The organism is Breznakia sp. PFB1-19 (genome assembly GCF_029893935.1).
GTDB classification, from domain to species: Bacteria; Bacillota_I; Bacilli_A; order Erysipelotrichales; family Erysipelotrichaceae; genus Breznakia; species Breznakia blatticola.
The window spans coordinates 23,253-38,933 of record NZ_JARXXJ010000018.1; the positions used below are offsets into that span (position 1 = coordinate 23,253).

18 protein-coding genes are annotated in these 15,681 nt (G+C 33.5%); 15 read left to right on the forward strand and 3 right to left on the reverse strand.

Annotated features, from left to right (window positions below; translation table 11 throughout):
- The first annotated feature begins 103 nt into the window (after nucleotides 1-103).
- Genes M2098_RS08725 through M2098_RS08735 form a run of 3 tightly spaced genes read left to right on the forward strand, consistent with a single transcriptional unit; the run spans nucleotide 104 to nucleotide 1,786 of the window.
- Nucleotides 104-604, forward strand: a complete 501-nt coding sequence (locus M2098_RS08725) for a phosphatidylglycerophosphatase A (protein WP_280683661.1) — start codon at nucleotides 104-106, stop codon at nucleotides 602-604.
- Entirely contained in the window at nucleotides 594-1,016 is a 423-nt protein-coding gene (locus M2098_RS08730; protein WP_280683655.1) for a hypothetical protein, read from the forward strand. The genes M2098_RS08725 and M2098_RS08730 overlap by 11 nt, the downstream gene beginning before the upstream one ends.
- Nucleotides 971-1,786, forward strand: a complete 816-nt coding sequence (locus tag M2098_RS08735; RefSeq protein WP_134168360.1) for an AAC(3) family N-acetyltransferase — start codon at nucleotides 971-973, stop codon at nucleotides 1,784-1,786. Before M2098_RS08730 ends, M2098_RS08735 begins: the two co-directional genes overlap by 46 nt.
- A 47-nt stretch (nucleotides 1,787-1,833) precedes the next feature.
- Here M2098_RS08735 and M2098_RS08740 read toward each other — a convergent pair whose 3' ends face one another.
- On the reverse strand, nucleotides 1,834-2,286 hold the full coding sequence (locus tag M2098_RS08740; RefSeq protein ID WP_280683653.1) for a GAF domain-containing protein: 453 nt from the start codon (nucleotides 2,284-2,286) through the stop codon (nucleotides 1,834-1,836).
- Between the two features lie 94 nt (nucleotides 2,287-2,380).
- Between M2098_RS08740 and M2098_RS08745 the strand changes: the two genes are divergently transcribed.
- From M2098_RS08745 to tsaD, 6 genes are read left to right on the forward strand one after another with little or no spacing between them, the layout of a single operon-like run.
- Nucleotides 2,381-2,935, forward strand: a complete 555-nt coding sequence (locus M2098_RS08745) for a DUF402 domain-containing protein (RefSeq protein WP_134168356.1) — start codon at nucleotides 2,381-2,383, stop codon at nucleotides 2,933-2,935.
- A complete protein-coding gene (locus M2098_RS08750) occupies nucleotides 2,922-4,130 on the forward strand; it encodes an aminoacyltransferase (RefSeq protein ID WP_280683649.1) in 1,209 nt (402 codons plus the stop codon). Before M2098_RS08745 ends, M2098_RS08750 begins: the two co-directional genes overlap by 14 nt.
- 12 nt (nucleotides 4,131-4,142) lie before the next feature.
- Entirely contained in the window at nucleotides 4,143-4,583 is a 441-nt protein-coding gene (tsaE, locus tag M2098_RS08755; RefSeq protein WP_280683647.1) for a tRNA (adenosine(37)-N6)-threonylcarbamoyltransferase complex ATPase subunit type 1 TsaE, read from the forward strand.
- The gene (tsaB, locus tag M2098_RS08760) at nucleotides 4,583-5,164 is read left to right on the forward strand and encodes a tRNA (adenosine(37)-N6)-threonylcarbamoyltransferase complex dimerization subunit type 1 TsaB (RefSeq protein ID WP_280683646.1); all 582 of its coding nucleotides are present in this window, start codon (nucleotides 4,583-4,585) and stop codon (nucleotides 5,162-5,164) included. The genes tsaE and tsaB overlap by 1 nt, the downstream gene beginning before the upstream one ends.
- The gene (rimI, locus tag M2098_RS08765) at nucleotides 5,161-5,601 is read left to right on the forward strand and encodes a ribosomal protein S18-alanine N-acetyltransferase (protein ID WP_280683644.1); all 441 of its coding nucleotides are present in this window, start codon (nucleotides 5,161-5,163) and stop codon (nucleotides 5,599-5,601) included. The genes tsaB and rimI overlap by 4 nt, the downstream gene beginning before the upstream one ends.
- A gap of 1 nt (nucleotide 5,602) precedes the next feature.
- Complete coding sequence (gene tsaD, locus M2098_RS08770) at nucleotides 5,603-6,619, forward strand: tRNA (adenosine(37)-N6)-threonylcarbamoyltransferase complex transferase subunit TsaD (RefSeq protein ID WP_280683642.1); 1,017 nt, start codon at nucleotides 5,603-5,605, stop codon at nucleotides 6,617-6,619.
- 148 nt (nucleotides 6,620-6,767) lie between these two features.
- On the opposite strand, the gene M2098_RS08775 is transcribed toward tsaD, so the two are convergent.
- Nucleotides 6,768-7,631: a hypothetical protein gene (locus M2098_RS08775; RefSeq protein ID WP_280683640.1), complete on the reverse strand. Its 864-nt coding sequence runs from the start codon at nucleotides 7,629-7,631 to the stop codon at nucleotides 6,768-6,770.
- A gap of 73 nt (nucleotides 7,632-7,704) precedes the next feature.
- Between M2098_RS08775 and M2098_RS08780 the strand changes: the two genes are divergently transcribed.
- On the forward strand, nucleotides 7,705-8,196 hold the full coding sequence (locus M2098_RS08780) for a MarR family transcriptional regulator (protein ID WP_208318292.1): 492 nt from the start codon (nucleotides 7,705-7,707) through the stop codon (nucleotides 8,194-8,196).
- A 57-nt stretch (nucleotides 8,197-8,253) separates the two neighbouring features.
- On the opposite strand, the gene M2098_RS08785 is transcribed toward M2098_RS08780, so the two are convergent.
- A complete protein-coding gene (locus M2098_RS08785) occupies nucleotides 8,254-10,161 on the reverse strand; it encodes a PRD domain-containing protein (RefSeq protein WP_280683637.1) in 1,908 nt (635 codons plus the stop codon).
- Nucleotides 10,162-10,331: 170 nt separating this feature from the next.
- On the opposite strand from M2098_RS08785, the gene M2098_RS08790 reads away from it, so the two are divergent.
- Genes M2098_RS08790 through M2098_RS08810 form a run of 5 tightly spaced genes read left to right on the forward strand, consistent with a single transcriptional unit; the run spans nucleotide 10,332 to nucleotide 15,182 of the window.
- Nucleotides 10,332-10,643, forward strand: coding sequence for a PTS sugar transporter subunit IIB (locus tag M2098_RS08790; RefSeq protein ID WP_134168337.1), 312 nt, complete (start codon nucleotides 10,332-10,334; stop codon nucleotides 10,641-10,643).
- Nucleotides 10,644-10,673: 30 nt separating this feature from the next.
- On the forward strand, nucleotides 10,674-11,912 hold the full coding sequence (locus tag M2098_RS08795; protein ID WP_280683635.1) for a PTS transporter subunit EIIC: 1,239 nt from the start codon (nucleotides 10,674-10,676) through the stop codon (nucleotides 11,910-11,912).
- 11 nt (nucleotides 11,913-11,923) lie between these two features.
- Nucleotides 11,924-12,268 carry a PTS lactose/cellobiose transporter subunit IIA gene (locus tag M2098_RS08800; protein ID WP_134168333.1) on the forward strand — a complete coding sequence of 115 codons (345 nt, stop codon included), beginning with the start codon at nucleotides 11,924-11,926 and terminating at the stop codon, nucleotides 12,266-12,268.
- Nucleotides 12,269-12,318: 50 nt separating this feature from the next.
- Nucleotides 12,319-13,746 (forward strand): glycoside hydrolase family 1 protein, encoded by a 1,428-nt coding sequence (locus tag M2098_RS08805; RefSeq protein ID WP_280683632.1) that lies wholly within the window; start codon nucleotides 12,319-12,321, stop codon nucleotides 13,744-13,746.
- Nucleotides 13,746-15,182 carry a glycoside hydrolase family 1 protein gene (locus tag M2098_RS08810; RefSeq protein ID WP_280683630.1) on the forward strand — a complete coding sequence of 479 codons (1,437 nt, stop codon included), beginning with the start codon at nucleotides 13,746-13,748 and terminating at the stop codon, nucleotides 15,180-15,182. Before M2098_RS08805 ends, M2098_RS08810 begins: the two co-directional genes overlap by 1 nt.
- Nucleotides 15,183-15,681: the final 499 nt, after the last annotated feature.

Sequence of the window (15,681 nt, forward strand, 5' to 3'; positions counted from 1 at the left end):
GCAAGAAGTTGAATTGAATTCGACTTCTTTTCCTTAATATTTATCACTCATAAATGTAAAAAGTCATGTATAATAGTAAGGAGAGAATAAAAAGGGGATTTATATGTTTGAACACTGTATAGCATTATTAGAAGAACGTGGAGTTACAATTCAAGACATCAACGATTGTGTTATGTATTTACAAAAAGATCATCAAACGGGGATTAGTAATGATGATGTAACCGAAACAGTAAAAAGTATTATTCGTAAACGTGAAGTTCAACATGCGATTATGACAGGAATTGCTTTAGACAAAGCAGCAGAACAACATATCTTGGAAGATACGATGTTGGATGATATTATCAATCGTGATGAATCATTATATGGAATTGATGAGGTACTAGCTTATGGTATTTGTAACTTATATGGTTCAATTGCACTAACAAACTTTGGTTTTATTGATAAAGACAAGTTTGGTATTATTAAAGAGTTAAATGATCACAAAGAAAATCCAGATATTTGTCACACATTTTTAGATGATATCGTAGGTGCAATTGCAGCAAGTGCAGCAAGCCGAATTGCGCATAATCAACGCGAAGTTGCGGTGGAAGAAGATGCGGTATAAAATTTTTGGAATTATATGTGTGTGTTTTATGCTTATCACAGGCTGTCAAAAAAAAGATGAATATTCATTTGTCAGTATTGGTGAAGAGCAGATTTTAGAAAAGGTCAATAATGGAGAAGATTTTCTGTTATTGATAACTTACGATGGCAGTAGTGCGTGTCAAGAATTTGAAGAATTGATTATCGATGAATTCAAAGAAAACAACATTGTACTATATGCGTTTAATGAGACGGATGTAAATGATGCATTTGAAAACCAACTAGAGCATACCTTGTCAGGATATACTAGTTGGCCAGTAATGTTTCATATACGTTCTGGTGAAGTTGTAAGTGATGGAGTATACGAGTATAGTAAGGAGCCTAATGAATGGAAACAATGGTTAATATCACAAGGGATTCTGAGCGGAAACTAATTGGTGAAAATGTAATCACAAAAGATGATTTAGTGGAACATTTTCGTACGCTTGGTTTGCAAAAAGGAATGGTTGTCTACGTCCAAAGTGCATTGGAATATTTTTCATATGTTGTTGGTGGAAATCGTAGTATCATTGAAGCCTTACAAGAAGTCCTTGGATATGAAGGTACCTTTATGACAAGTAGCTTTACTCTGGATAATGTGGATCCATTAAATCGTGATTCACGTGCGTGTAAACCATATCAAGTTGAAGTTTTACGTGAATCGATACCAGCATTTAATAAAAAGTTATCACAATCACGAAATCAACTTGCTAATCAAATGATGATGCATGATGGAGTATATCGTTCCAATCATCCAACACATTCGTTTGTTGCTTGGGGAAAATATGCAAAACTATTATGTGATAAACAATTATTACACTTTCCATTACAGTCAAATTCACCGATTCAAAGAATGGCAGAATTAAATGGATATGTTTTATTGCTAGGGATGAAATATGAAGGTGCAGATATATTTAAAGCTGCTAGAATCAATGATGAAAATACACCGATTCGAATTGTATCAAGTCCGCTAGATCGCAAAGGAAAAAAAGGGTTCATGCAAATGCTAGATTATGCATATGAACCAATTAATATACGGGATATCGAAGATATTCTAGAAGAACGTCAAATCGTGAATGAAACTTTGATTTCACGAGCAAGATGTCGTTTCTTTAGTGCCAAAGAAGCACTAAGTTTATCGAAAGCTTACTTTTATTCGAAATAAAACCAGAAATGAGAAAGTGTATAACACGTAATCATTTCTGGTTTCTTTTATAGTTGTTCAAGTTGTTTGACAAGAATTTCAACAAATCCTTCAAATAATTCTTTTTCATCTTCTTTAAATCTTGCAAAGCTTGTAGAGTCTACATCAAGTACACCATAAAGTGCGTCATTGACAATAATAGGAACAACAATCTCTGAGTTTGAAGCACTATCACAAGCGATATGTCCTGGGAATTTGTGGACATCTTCAACTACAAGTGTTTCTTGTTTGTATGCACTTGTTCCGCAAACACCTTTATTCATTGCAATGTTTGTGCATGCAACTTTTCCTTGAAAAGGCCCTAAAATCAAATTGTCATGTTTATATAAATAGAAGCCAACCCAACTAATATCTTCAAGTAATTGCATCATACATGCACTTGCATTACTTAAAAGCGATATTTCTTCAGTGATGTCTTCTGTGATTGCACGAAATTGTGCGAGTAGTAAATTCTTTTCCATATAGGTATACTACAACAAATCAAATTTCTTGTATAGATATAACAGTGAAATATGATGTTGTTAGTGGTATAATAAATCAGTTAGGAAGTGAAGTATGTTACCAAAAGAAAATGAGTATGTATATATCCAAAGCTATAAACATGACGGAAGTATTCACCGCACATGGTCGAAAGCTTTTGTCATAGAATCTAATAAAGATAGAATTGTTGCGATAACTGATCGTGCCTATGTAGTGGAAGCTGATGGACGTAAATGGTTAACTAGAGAACCAGCAATTTGTTTTTTCTATCCAAACCATTGGTATAATGTCATTAGTATGATTCGTAAGCATGGTGTGTTTTACTATTGTAACTTAGCCAGTCCAAGTATTTATGATGGGGAAGCTATCAAAAATATTGACTATGATTTAGATATCAAAGTAAGTAACACTTACGAACAAACCTTACTTGATGAAGATGAATATGAAGAACATGGTGCTAAGATGCATTATTCCAAAGAATTAGATACTGTGATTTGGAAAGAATTAAGAGATTTACAGCAACGAATTGATCGAAAAGAATCACCTTTTGATCATCGTGAAATTGAGAGATTGTATAATAAATATCTCATTATGAAAGAAGAATGGAGGAATCGACGTGTATCAGTTTAAACAAATTGATGCAATCACACATGATGTGTTTGTAAAAAATCATGAGCTTTGTAATTTACTGCAGTCTGCTTCATGGGCAAAAGTAAAAGAAAATTGGGATCATGTCTTTGTTGGTGTTTTTGATGATAAAACACTGGTTGCTTCATCACTAGTACTAATTAAACAACTTCCATTAGGATTTACGATGATGTATACACCTCGTGGACCAATTTTAGATTATACAGATGAGCGCTTAGTTACATACTTCTTTCAAGAATTACGTAAATTTGCTAAAAAGAAACGCTGTTTATTTGTAAAGATGGATCCAGCTATTCACTATCAAGATTTTCACTTGGGTGAACAGCCACAAGTAGAAGCCAATATTGATAAAATTATGAAGAATGCAAAAAAAGCAGGACTTATTCATCAAGGATTTTCAAAAGATATGTCTTCAACAATTCAACCAAGATTTCAAGCCAATGTATATCAAAGTGAATTTGATCCTGAGACATTTTCAAAGAGTACTAAAAAAATGCTAGCAACTGCTGCTAAAAAACAAGTAAAAGTAGAAAAATGTGGTGTAGAAAAAGTAGGAGAATTTAGTAAACTAATGGATCTTACAACTGAGCGCAAACAAATTGCTTTGCGTGGTGAATCATACTTTAGAAAACTACTTGATGTATATAAAGATGATGCCTTTTTGATGATGGCATCACTCGATTTGGAAAGTATCTATGCAGCAACAAAAGCTAGATATGATAAAAATATTGAAGATCTAGCAAATTGTCCAGAGAATGCAAAGAAAAAGCGTTTCACATTAGAAGAGTTAGATGCATCATTAAGTCGTGAATGTAAAGAATTAGAACACTGGCTTGAAGTTTATGGAACACATGTGTACATTGCTGGAACGCTTGTTGTGATGTATGGACATACAAGTGAAATACTATACGCAGGAATGAATGATGAATTTAAACGCTATATGGCACCATATGCTACATGGTATGAATCTATGGCAATGTGCTTTACACATGGGGCAAAAACATGTAACATGGGTGGCATTGATGGGTCGTTACAAGATGGACTTACAAAGTTCAAACGTAATTTTAACCCAATGATTAACGAATTAATTGGTGAGTTTGACTTGCCAGGAAATACACTATTGTATAAATTAAGTCACACAATGTATGAAAAACGAAAACATGCATTGAATGGATAGTGAGGAATACACATGAAAACAGTAAGAGTAAAATCAATTGAAGAAACAAATGCTTTAGCTAATAAAGTTGCTACATTGCTAGAAGGTGATGGATTGCTATGTATGGCTGGGGATTTAGGAGCAGGGAAAACGACATTTACCAAAGCGCTTGGAAAAGCACTTGGTATTGATGATGTGATTACTTCGCCAACATTTAATATACTTAAAATCTATGATGGAGAACCTATGTTATATCATATTGATGCTTACCGTTTAGAAGGTATTCAACAAGACTTAGGTTTTGAAGAAGTATTTGATGAGAATGGTATTAAAGTCGTGGAATGGTATGATTACATCAATGATGTATTACCATCTGAACGCTTAGAGATTCATATTGCACTTGATGGTGAAGATCGTTTATTTCAAGTGAGTGGAATTGGAAAGAAGTACCAAGAAATAGAAGAGGTGTTGTAATGAAAACCTTATGTATGGATACAAGTCATCGTTATTTAAACCTGGTTTTAATGGAAGATGATGAAGTTGTTGCAAGCTACAGTGAGTATGCATGGAAAAAACAAAGCGAAAGTATATTCGTAGAGTTAATCAGTTTAATGGAAAGTGTAAACTGGCAACCTGAAGATATTGATGAAGTTGTAATTACAGTAGGTCCAGGAAGTTATACTGGAATTCGTATTGCTATGAGTATTGCTAAAGTATTTACTTCAAGTATGAATAAAACACTTTACACAATATCTACGTTACAGTTGTATGCAGGACTTGACGATGTTCATGTAATCTTAGATGCTAGAAGTAACCGTGTGTATTATGGTCGCTATAAAGATGGTAAGATGCTTGAAGAAGGTATTAAAACTGTCGATGAAGTCAAAGATTTGGATGGACAAATCGTTGGTGATGCAAGTTTAATTGGTAGTCTTGATATCATTCCTGATTTTGTAAAAAACTTTAAGGATTTACGTCCATTCTATCAAAAAGTAGAACATATTCATGCGCTTGTTCCAACATATCTAAAAGAAGAAAGTGCATATCTCAAATGATTGAGAAAATGACAATAAATGACTTACCAGAAGTACTTGCAATTGAGTGTAGCGTGTTTAGTTCACCTTACACATTAGAAAACTATACATATGAAATTGAAGATAGTCCTGTCGCAAATTTGTATGTATACAAAGACGACGGTAAAGTTGTTGGTTACATTGATTACTGGATTACTTTTGATAGTGCACAATTGTGTAAGATTGCTATAAATCCAGCATATCAAAGAAAAGGAATCGGCGAGAAGTTGATGGAATTCATGTTTGAACATTTAGATGAAGAAGTCGAACATGTATTTTTAGAAGTAAGAGACAGTAATGCTAAAGCAATCTCATTTTATGAGAAACTTGGCTTTATTGAAATTGATATACGTAAGAATTATTACAAAGATCCCACAGAGGATGCCCGTATTATGGGAGTTATGTTAGTAGGTGAATAAGATGAAAGATATCACAATATTAGCTATTGAATCATCATGTGATGAAAGTGCTTGTGCCATTGTTAGAAATGGAAAAGAGATTCTAAGTAATGTGGTTGCAACACAAATTGAAGTCCATGAGAAATTTGGTGGAGTCTTACCAGAAGTGGCAAGTCGTTTACATGTTGAACAAATATCTGCAGTAATTGATGAAGCTGTTGAAAAAGCTGGAATCTCAGTAGCAGATGTAGATGCCATTGCCTATACACGTGGTCCTGGTTTAATTGGTAGTTTACATGTTGGTGTACAAGCTGCAAAAACATTAGCTTGGGCATATCATAAACCACTTTTACCAATTCACCACATTAAATCGCATATCTTTGCCAATAATCTAATTACGGATTTAAAGTTTCCATTACTTGCACTTGTTGTAAGTGGAGGTCACTCTGAAATCGTGTATATGAAAGATGATAATTCATATGAAATTTTAGGACAAACACAAGATGATGCAATCGGTGAAGCATATGACAAAGTTGCTCGTGTATTACACCTTGGATACCCTGGAGGACCAAAGATTGATAAACTAGCAAAAGGTGTTGAACCTTTATATAAACTTCCACAACCAAAAACACAAGGTGAATTCGATTTAAGTTTTAGTGGATTGAAAAGTGGGGTTTTACAATTTGTGGATCGCTGCAAACGTAAAGGGGAAACATATGATGATGCAACATTAGCTGCAAGTTTCCAAGAAACTGCACTTAATGAGATTATGGATAAACTAGTAAAAGCTATCGATACAGTAGAAGTAAATCAAGTGTTACTAGCAGGTGGAGTTGCTGCTAACTCTCGTTTGCGTGAAAAGATGGATGAAGCATTCAAAGACCGTAAAGAAGAACTAATTCTTCCACCATTATGGGTTTGTACGGATAATGCAGCAATGGTTGCAGTTGCTGGATACTTCGCATATAAAAATGAAGCATTTGGTGATTTTAGTCAAAGTGCAAAACCATCATTAAAAGTTATGGATATACAAAAATAGTGATAGACACAAATACATGTGTTTATCACTTTTTTGAAGTATACTTCAAAAACTTTGAGAATTCGCGTTTTTTTGAAGTATATATACTTTTTATATAGGACTCCTTGCTATGAGTACACTTTAATAATTTTACGTGGCTATTTTCAAATTACGATTTGAGCTTTTTTAAGTTTCTAAGTACAACTACTAGGACAAATATAAGTGTGATTCCAATGACTGAGAATAAAATGACTTCACTAAGTTTTACGACTGCACCTGCATTTGCCATAAAAGCCAACATGGATAAAATAGCAATACCAAGTGGTGTAAACTTAATAATGATCACAATAGATAATACATAACCTAATGGTTTATCTTTATACAGTAATATTCCACCAAGTAATGCAGAAGGCAGTAAAATGGATAGATCCATGGCTTGGATAACTAAAGATGTGTAGTGTTCTAATTCAACAGGGATGACATTACTGGTGATCGTTGGAATAATAATTGATAGAGAACGAAACATCATCATGATTGAAAAGAAAATAAGAAATACTGCAAGTTTCTTCCTAGGAAATGATGAAGGCATTATTTGTTTTATTTTGTTGCTATCAAGAGAAGTAATACATATTGTGAAAGCAAAAAAAGATAATCCCATAAGAGCAATATATACGATAAATAAAGGATTATATTGTGCTAGAAATACATACGATATGTATGAGTAAAGAAAATATGCAAGCACTCCAGCTAAAACAAGTTTAGCAGCAATTGATTTTTTGTATGTATAGTATGTTGCTGCGATTAATGATGGAATGGCTATAAGCAATGTAGTTAAATCTTGACCTTTTGCTTGTGCTGCAATACTTATCGAATCATTGTGATAAATTCCTTTTCCATATAATGAAATCGTTGCACCATTAACGGATGTCATGGTTGTTTGTTCGTACACTGTATTTGATAAAAGCCCAATACCTGTAGCGAGTATTGTAAGAACAACTATAGCAAATACTAAATATTTTAATGTTTTATTCAATTCGAACCTCCTGTAGTAACTAGTTACCATTTACATTATAGCAACTGGTTACTATAATGTAAAGAAGAAGGGAATGGTGGATACAGTGGATATACAAACATTAATTAATGAATATGAAGGAGATCGAGTAAAAGAAATACGTGGTGTGTTTTCAAGTATTTCGATTCTACAAAATCGTTTACAAACGATATTCGATAAAAGTGATACACAAATTACATTGAAACAGTTTATGGTATTGGCAATGATTCGCCATGCGAAACATGCACCATCGTATACACAGCTTGGTGAATTACTTGGAAGTTCTAGACAAAATATTAAAAAGTTAGTTACACTTCTTGAAAAGAATGGATTTGTTGAAGTAAAACCGGGTAAAGGTAATATGGTCTCAATTCATCTGACAGATGTAGCAAGCAGCTATTTTGGCAAAGTATATGATGAACATAGTATAATCTTAGAGCGTATCTTCTCTGTATATTCTGATGAAGAGATTCACACGTTCTATCTTTTGATTACAAAACTATATGATGGTGTGAAACAAGAAGAAAATCGTATGAATCAAAAGTAAAAATATAGATATTAGTAAAAAAAGCATAGAGTCCAAGATTGGATTCTATGCTTTTGCTTATGGTTCATTTACATACGATACAAGCAATTCAATGAATTGGTCTGCATCTTTAGCTTGAATAATTTGTTTTACGTTTTCTGGTTCACTTAAAATCATAGTGATTGTATCAAATATCTCATTGAAAATAAATCGCTCATTGATGTTAAATGATAACATCATTACAAGATTTACAACTTTATCTCCCCAAGTAATACCAGTAGGGGATATGAGAATGTTAATCCCAGTTTTCTTTGCCGTCATGCGCATTGCATGAGGAATCGCAAAGGAATTAAATGCTGTAGATGACATTTGTTCGCGTGCTTGAATTTGTTCTTCGAATGTTTCATCTACATAGTCTAGTGAATATGCTTTGTCACAAAGATAATGAATGACTTCATCACTTGTTTTTAGCGACTTATTGGTTTCAAACATTTCATCTAGAATAATTGTTTTTAAGTGCGTGCGTAAGATGGACTGCTTTTTAGCGATAAGTATTTCATTTACTTTTGTGCGTATGGCATAACGATCTTTTTCGTTAAACATAAAGCTGACTATCAATGTTGGAATTGGAATAATTCCACTGATTGGAATTGTAGAAATAACTAAATCATACATATCGTAGTTTTCGATCTCTGCTTCACTTGTTACTACGTTTTTAATTAAGATGTAATTTGAGAATTCTATATGAATAGAATCCACAAGCTTTGAGTTCATATCATAATAGTTTGGACAATACAAAAGCGCATTGATTTTGTTTTGTATTGCTTTTTGTGTTTCTAAGGCACTACCGAGATGGAATGCAATGTAGGCAATTTCATCTTCGTTGATTTTAATGTTTGTTGCTTCTTCTATTCCGCTAGCCATATAAATTGCAGCATCATAGATCAGTGGACATGTGTACTGAATTCCTGCAGCTAATGGATTTTTACTTGAGTAGTTAAATTTAGCACGAACAAGTAGATTTCGAATATGCAGTGCAAACCTTGTTAAAAACTCAGGTTCTTTTAGATTGATATAGTAGAAAGCATTTACTCCATCCACTAAGTTGTTTACTAAATCCAATGTATCTTTTTCGATTAAATCTTCTAAGTTTGAATGATTGATGTTATCTAAATCAATCGCATTTGCATGTGCTGCGATAAGTAAAGATAATTCATAGATTTCACTATCATTGTAGGTGATGTGAAATTCTTCTTCCAAACGCGATGCGATGATTTGTGCAAGTCGGTGCTCATGCGGATGTTTGATATTTGTGGAATCTTCAAGTGTACTTGTATAATCACTTTGAATACGGTCAATGGCAATCGTGATATGTAACACTAGATTTGTCAAAGAATAATCATTAATGAAATACTTGTAGGTTTCAAATGTTTGCACAACGGTTGCCTTAATAAAATCAATATCGATCGATGGAAAACCATCCTGTAATGATTTTAGATTCACAAAGTTGACACTAGATTCCTCATATAAAATACTACTTACAAGTTTGCGTTTATTCTTCTCGATTCCTTGTAAGGATAAATAATCGTTTTTATTTTCTAAAGTTAAATCGAATTTTTGGACTTTTCGTTTTACCTTCTTTAGTTCATTTTTTAATGTAGACATACTGATAAATAAATCTTCACACAAAGAAAAAGCATCAACTGAAGCTTCTTTAACCAATTCATTGATAATGTATGCAACACGATCTAACTCTACTTCTTTTTCACTTGAAGCATTGGCAAGTAATTCTGTTGCAATCTCTGGTGAGATACAGTAGCCATTTCTTGATGATTCGATAACATTATTATGGGTTGCATTAAACTGTGCTACATAGTTTTTAATACTACGTGAAGACACATTAAGTGTTTGTGCTAATGCACTCGCTTTGGTCCAACCACTGCCATCAAGTAATGCTTTGACTAACTGTGTTTCAATACTATTCATCTTTTCCATATTTATATAATATAGGAAATCAAGTAAAAAGCAAAACATAATAATGCACCATAAAAGTGAAAGCAATTGTTTGCACGATTAGGGTGCAAAACATAAGTTGAGACATTTTTGATTATATTTCATAATACAAGTAGTTAAACCGGTTTATAGGAGGAAATGTAATGAAAAAACTGAATGTATTACTCGTATGTGGATCAGGAGCAAGTAGTGGATTTATGGCTGCAAATATCCGTAAAGCTGCATCTGCAAAAGGTTTAGAAATCTCGATCACTGCAAGAGGTGAAAGTGAAATTGAAAACTATGTAGATGAAATCGATGCACTTATGGTTGGACCACACTTAGAGTACATCATGGATGAAGTTGATGAGTATGTTGGAGATGCTCCAGTTAAAGTAATTTTAATGAAAGCAGATTACTATTCAACATTAAATGGTGAAAAAGCATTAGATCACTTATTAGAAGAAATGAATTAAATAAAAAGATTAGAAAAATAGAGGGAAAATATGAATAAATTAATCTATTGGTTGGAGAATAGTTTTTCTCCAAAGATGACAAAAATTAATAATAATGTTTGGATTGTAACTTTAAAGGATTCAATCATGCAAGCATTACCATTGATCTTCTTAGGGTCAATATTCTGTATGTTAGCGATTTTAAATGAATATGAAGCATTTGCGTTCTTGCCTAGCTTCTGGACTCCATTTGGATGGACAATGGGAATGATTTCATTAATCATCGCTTTCTTGATTCCATTAAACTTAATGGAAAAGAAAAGATTACGTAAACAAAGATTCAATGCTGCGATGGCAGGAGTTATCTTATTCTTAATTATTATTTCACCACAAGTAATTGCAGATGGTGCTCCAGGATTTGGACACAGTGCATTAGGAGCTGGTGGTATGTTCGTCGCAATTGTTGCTGGATTATTCGCTGGTTGGGTAATGTCATTATTCGGGAAATTCTCTTTCTTCAAAGAAGATTCTGTAATTCCTGATTTCGTTAGATCGTGGTTTGATGCAATGTTACCAATTGGAATTATCATTGTTGTAGGTTGGGTATTGGTTGATATTGTTGGATTTGACGTGTATAACTTTGTACTATCAATATTCATGCCATTACAAAACGTTATTGAAACGCCTTGGGGATTCTCATTAATGATGTTTGTTGTGTGTTTCTTATACTCACTTGGTATTTCTACATGGGTACTTACACCAATTATCAACCCTGTATTACTTACTGCAATTCAAGCAAATATTGATGGAACAGCTTTAAATTTAGTTACAGATCCAACAATTTATTCAGCATATTTATGGATTGGTGGTATTGGATGTACAATGCCTCTAGTATTTATGCTTATACGATCAAAATCGAAGAAATTAAAAGCTTTAGGAACTGCATCTATTGCACCAACAATATTTAATATTAATGAACCTATTGTGTTTGGTGCAATTGTTTGGAACCCTATTTTAATGATTCCAATGTGGCTACAAGGTATCATTTTACCATTAGTTGTGTGGTTATTTACAAAAGTAATTGCATTTGCACCAATTCCAACAATTACGTTCCAAATGTGGTACTGTCCATTCCCAATTTCAACTTGGTTAACAACTGGTTCTATTCAAGGAATATTATTGATGGTAATAGTGTTTGTAATTGCATCACTAATCTGGTATCCATTCTTCAAAGCATATGAAAAACAAGAATTGGATATTGAAGCAAAAGAAATTAGCGAAAAAGCGTAAAGGAGAGAGGTATGTCAGACAACGAACAAGCAGTACAAACCGCGATGTCAATTATTCTTGCAGCAGGTGATGCAAGGGTAAAGTGTAAAGATGCACTAATTGAAATTTCGAATTTTGATTTTGACAAAGCGAAAGAATTAATGAAAGAAGCGCAGGCAAAGATCACTGAAGCACATAAAGTCCAAACGGATGCAATTCAAGGTGAAACAAGAGGTGAAAAGTCTGAATATTCTCTACTCTTTGCTCACGCGCAAGATACATTAATGACAATTTATAGTGAAATTAATATCACGAAGCAACTAATCAAGATTTTCGAAAGTTATGAAACAAGAATTTCAGCATTAGAAAACAAATAATTTAGTGGAGTCTCTTCGTAGACTCCTTTTTAGAAAGAGAAGGAGATGCAATGAAAGCAAATACTGGTTTTCCAAAGAATTTTTTATGGGGTGGAGCAATTGCGGCAAACCAAGCAGAAGGAGCTTGGGATGTAGATGGCAAAGGACCAAGTGTAATGGATGTAGTAGCATTACCAGAGTCATATTCAAGACAAGGAACACTTGGGTATGAACAAACAAAAGAAAGTGTACTAGCTGCATTAGAAGATAAAGAAGGGTATTATCCTCGTCGCGTGGGAATCGACTTCTATCATACGTATAAAGAAGATTTGGCATTAATGAAAGAAATGGGATTTACTTGTTTACGTACTTCATTTAACTGGCCACGTATCTTTCCTAAAGGGGATGAAACTACACCAAATGAAGAAGGATTAAAATTCTATGATGGCTTGATTGATGAAATGGTAAAACTAGGAATTGAACCAGTGATGACGATGTCTCACTATGAATTACCATTACATTTAGCTACAGAATATAAAGGATGGACAAATAAAAAACTTATTGATTTTTATATGAACTTATTCAAAGTCCTATTTGACAGATACCATGGAAAAGTTAAATACTGGATTTTAGTCAATCAAATCAATATGCTTGGTTGGGGTGATTACTGTTCATTAGGAATGTTAAAAGGGGAACATGAAGACTGGCTAAGTGATCGTTATCAAGCAGTTCATAACCAATTTGTAGCTTGTGCAAAAGCAGTAGAGTATGCACATAAAACAGATGCTTCTTGTCAAATGGGAATGATGAATGGAGAAGTATTAGGATATCCAGCATCAACAAGTCCTGAGGATGCCTTCCAATCACTTCAAGCAATGCAAATGAATGATTACTTCTTTAGTGATGTAACAGCACGTGGAGAATATCCAGGATATGCATTACGCTACTTTGAAGAAAATAATATTAAAGTTGAAGCAACGCAAGAAGATCTTGAAGTACTTAAAAACAATCCAGTGGATTTCATTTCATTTAGTTACTATTCTTCTGGATTATATGATAAAGAACATGGAAATGATTTACTATCAAATCCAAAATTACCAGCTTCTATTTGGGGATGGCAAACCGATCCAATCGGTTTACGTTATTCATTAAATGCATATTATGATCGCTATAAAAAACCAATTTTCATTGCAGAAAATGGTTTAGGAGCAATCGATGAATTAGTTGATAAAACTGTAGATGATACGTACCGTATTGAATATCTGCGTGCACATATTGAAAATATGCGTGAAGCAGTAAAAGATGGAGTAGAGATGATTGGTTATGCATCTTGGGGTCCAATTGATATTGTTAGTGCATCACAAGGTGAGATGAGTAAACGTTACGGCTATATCTATGTTGATTTAGATGATCGTGGACAAGGTAGTGGAAAACGCTACAAGAAGAAAAGTTTCGATTGGTATAAAAAAGTAATTGAAACAAATGGAGAAGAATTATAATGAAACAAAATAATCAGGGGTTTCCTAAAGACTTTCTATGGGGTGGTGCAGTAGCAGCAAATCAATGTGAAGGTGCTTGGGATGTAGATGGTAAAGGTTGGTGTGTTGCTGACATTAATGAGTTTCGTGATGATATTGCTCTAGAAAAGAAAAGTAATGCAGAAATCACGACAGCATACGTAAAAGAAGCAATGGAAAGTACAGACCGTATTTTTCCAAAACGTTGGGGAATTGACTTTTATCATACATACAAAGAAGATTTAAAACTATTAGCTGAATTAGGTCTAAAAACATTTAGAACATCAATTAACTGGGCAAGAATCTTCCCAAATGGAGATGATGAAATGCCTAATGAAAAAGGATTAGCATTCTATGATGATTTAATTGATGAAATTATCAAAAATGGAATGGAACCACTTATTACCATGTCACATTATGAAATTCCATTAAACTTAACACTCAACTACAAAGGATGGTATGACCGTAAGGTTGTGGATTACTTTGAACGTTATGGACAGGTGATTTTGGATCGTTATGCAGATCGTGTAAAGAAATGGATTGTTGTAAACCAAATTAACTTGATTAAACATGAATCATTTAATCACTTAGGTATTGCTGAAGATTTAGTAGAAAATCTAGCAGAAGCAAAATATCAAGGGGTACATAATGAGATGGTAGCAAGTGCACGAGTAACAAAATACGCACATGAACACTATCCAGATGTGGAAATCGGTATGATGTTATGTGGTGGTCCTACATTTGCAGCGAGTAGCAAGTCTGAAGATGTACTTGGTTCCATGAAACTAAACCAAATGGAATACTTCTATGCAGATGTATTACTACGTGGTTATTATCCAAACTATGCATTTGCATTCTTCAAAGATAAAGGTATCAACATTACCTTCTATGAAGGGGATGAAGAAGACTTAAAGAATACAGCAGACTTTATGTCATTCTCATATTACTATACAGAAGTATCTGACTATGATTCTTACTACAAAGATGAAGGTGCACACCGTAATAAAGAATTACCTGCTAACCCATGGGGATGGTCAATTGATCCAAACGGATTACGTATTCTCTTAAATGAATTCTATGACCGTTACCAATGCCCAATCTATATTACAGAAAATGGTATTGGATACTTTGATAAATTAGAAGATGGTCAAGTGCATGATACATATCGTGTTGATTACTATCGTGAACATATCAAAGCGATGAAAGCGGCAATTCAAGACGGAGTGGATCTACGTGGATACTATGCTTGGGGACCAATCGATATCATTAGTTGTTCATCAAGCGAAATGAGTAAACGCTATGGATTTATCTATGTAGACATTGATGACTATGGTAAAGGCAGTGCACAGCGTATCAAAAAAGATAGTTATGCATGGATGCAAAAAGTAATTGCTTCCAATGGTGAAGACTTAGATTAAACATGATACATAATAAAACAACGCTAACTTGAGAAAGTGGCGTTGTTTTTAGGTGGTGAACTTATGATATAATATCAACATTGAATTGTAGAATTAATAGAGAAATAATTTATATTTGCAGTGATGATTGTGGACGTTGTATTATATCTATTAGTAAATGTAAACACAAGAATAGCAAGAGTATGGATGTAATCGTTATATTACGATGCCAACTTTGTTTATTGGATGAATGCGTAATATGAAGATAGAAAGCTACTTATTCAAAAGGTTGCTATACAAGAGGTAGTTAATTTGTCGAAATCGCATATGTGCAGAATAAAGTAGAACATAAAATGTGTTAAATATCTTCATATGTATTTATATGGTATGAAATATGTGTTGTGAAAAAATTGGGGGAATAATGAATATAATAAATAGAGCATAGCTCTATTCGTGGGCATTTCCCCGCTGCTTGCGGCGTAGTGTCTTGTGTAATACAATGATTGTATTGCACAAGAGG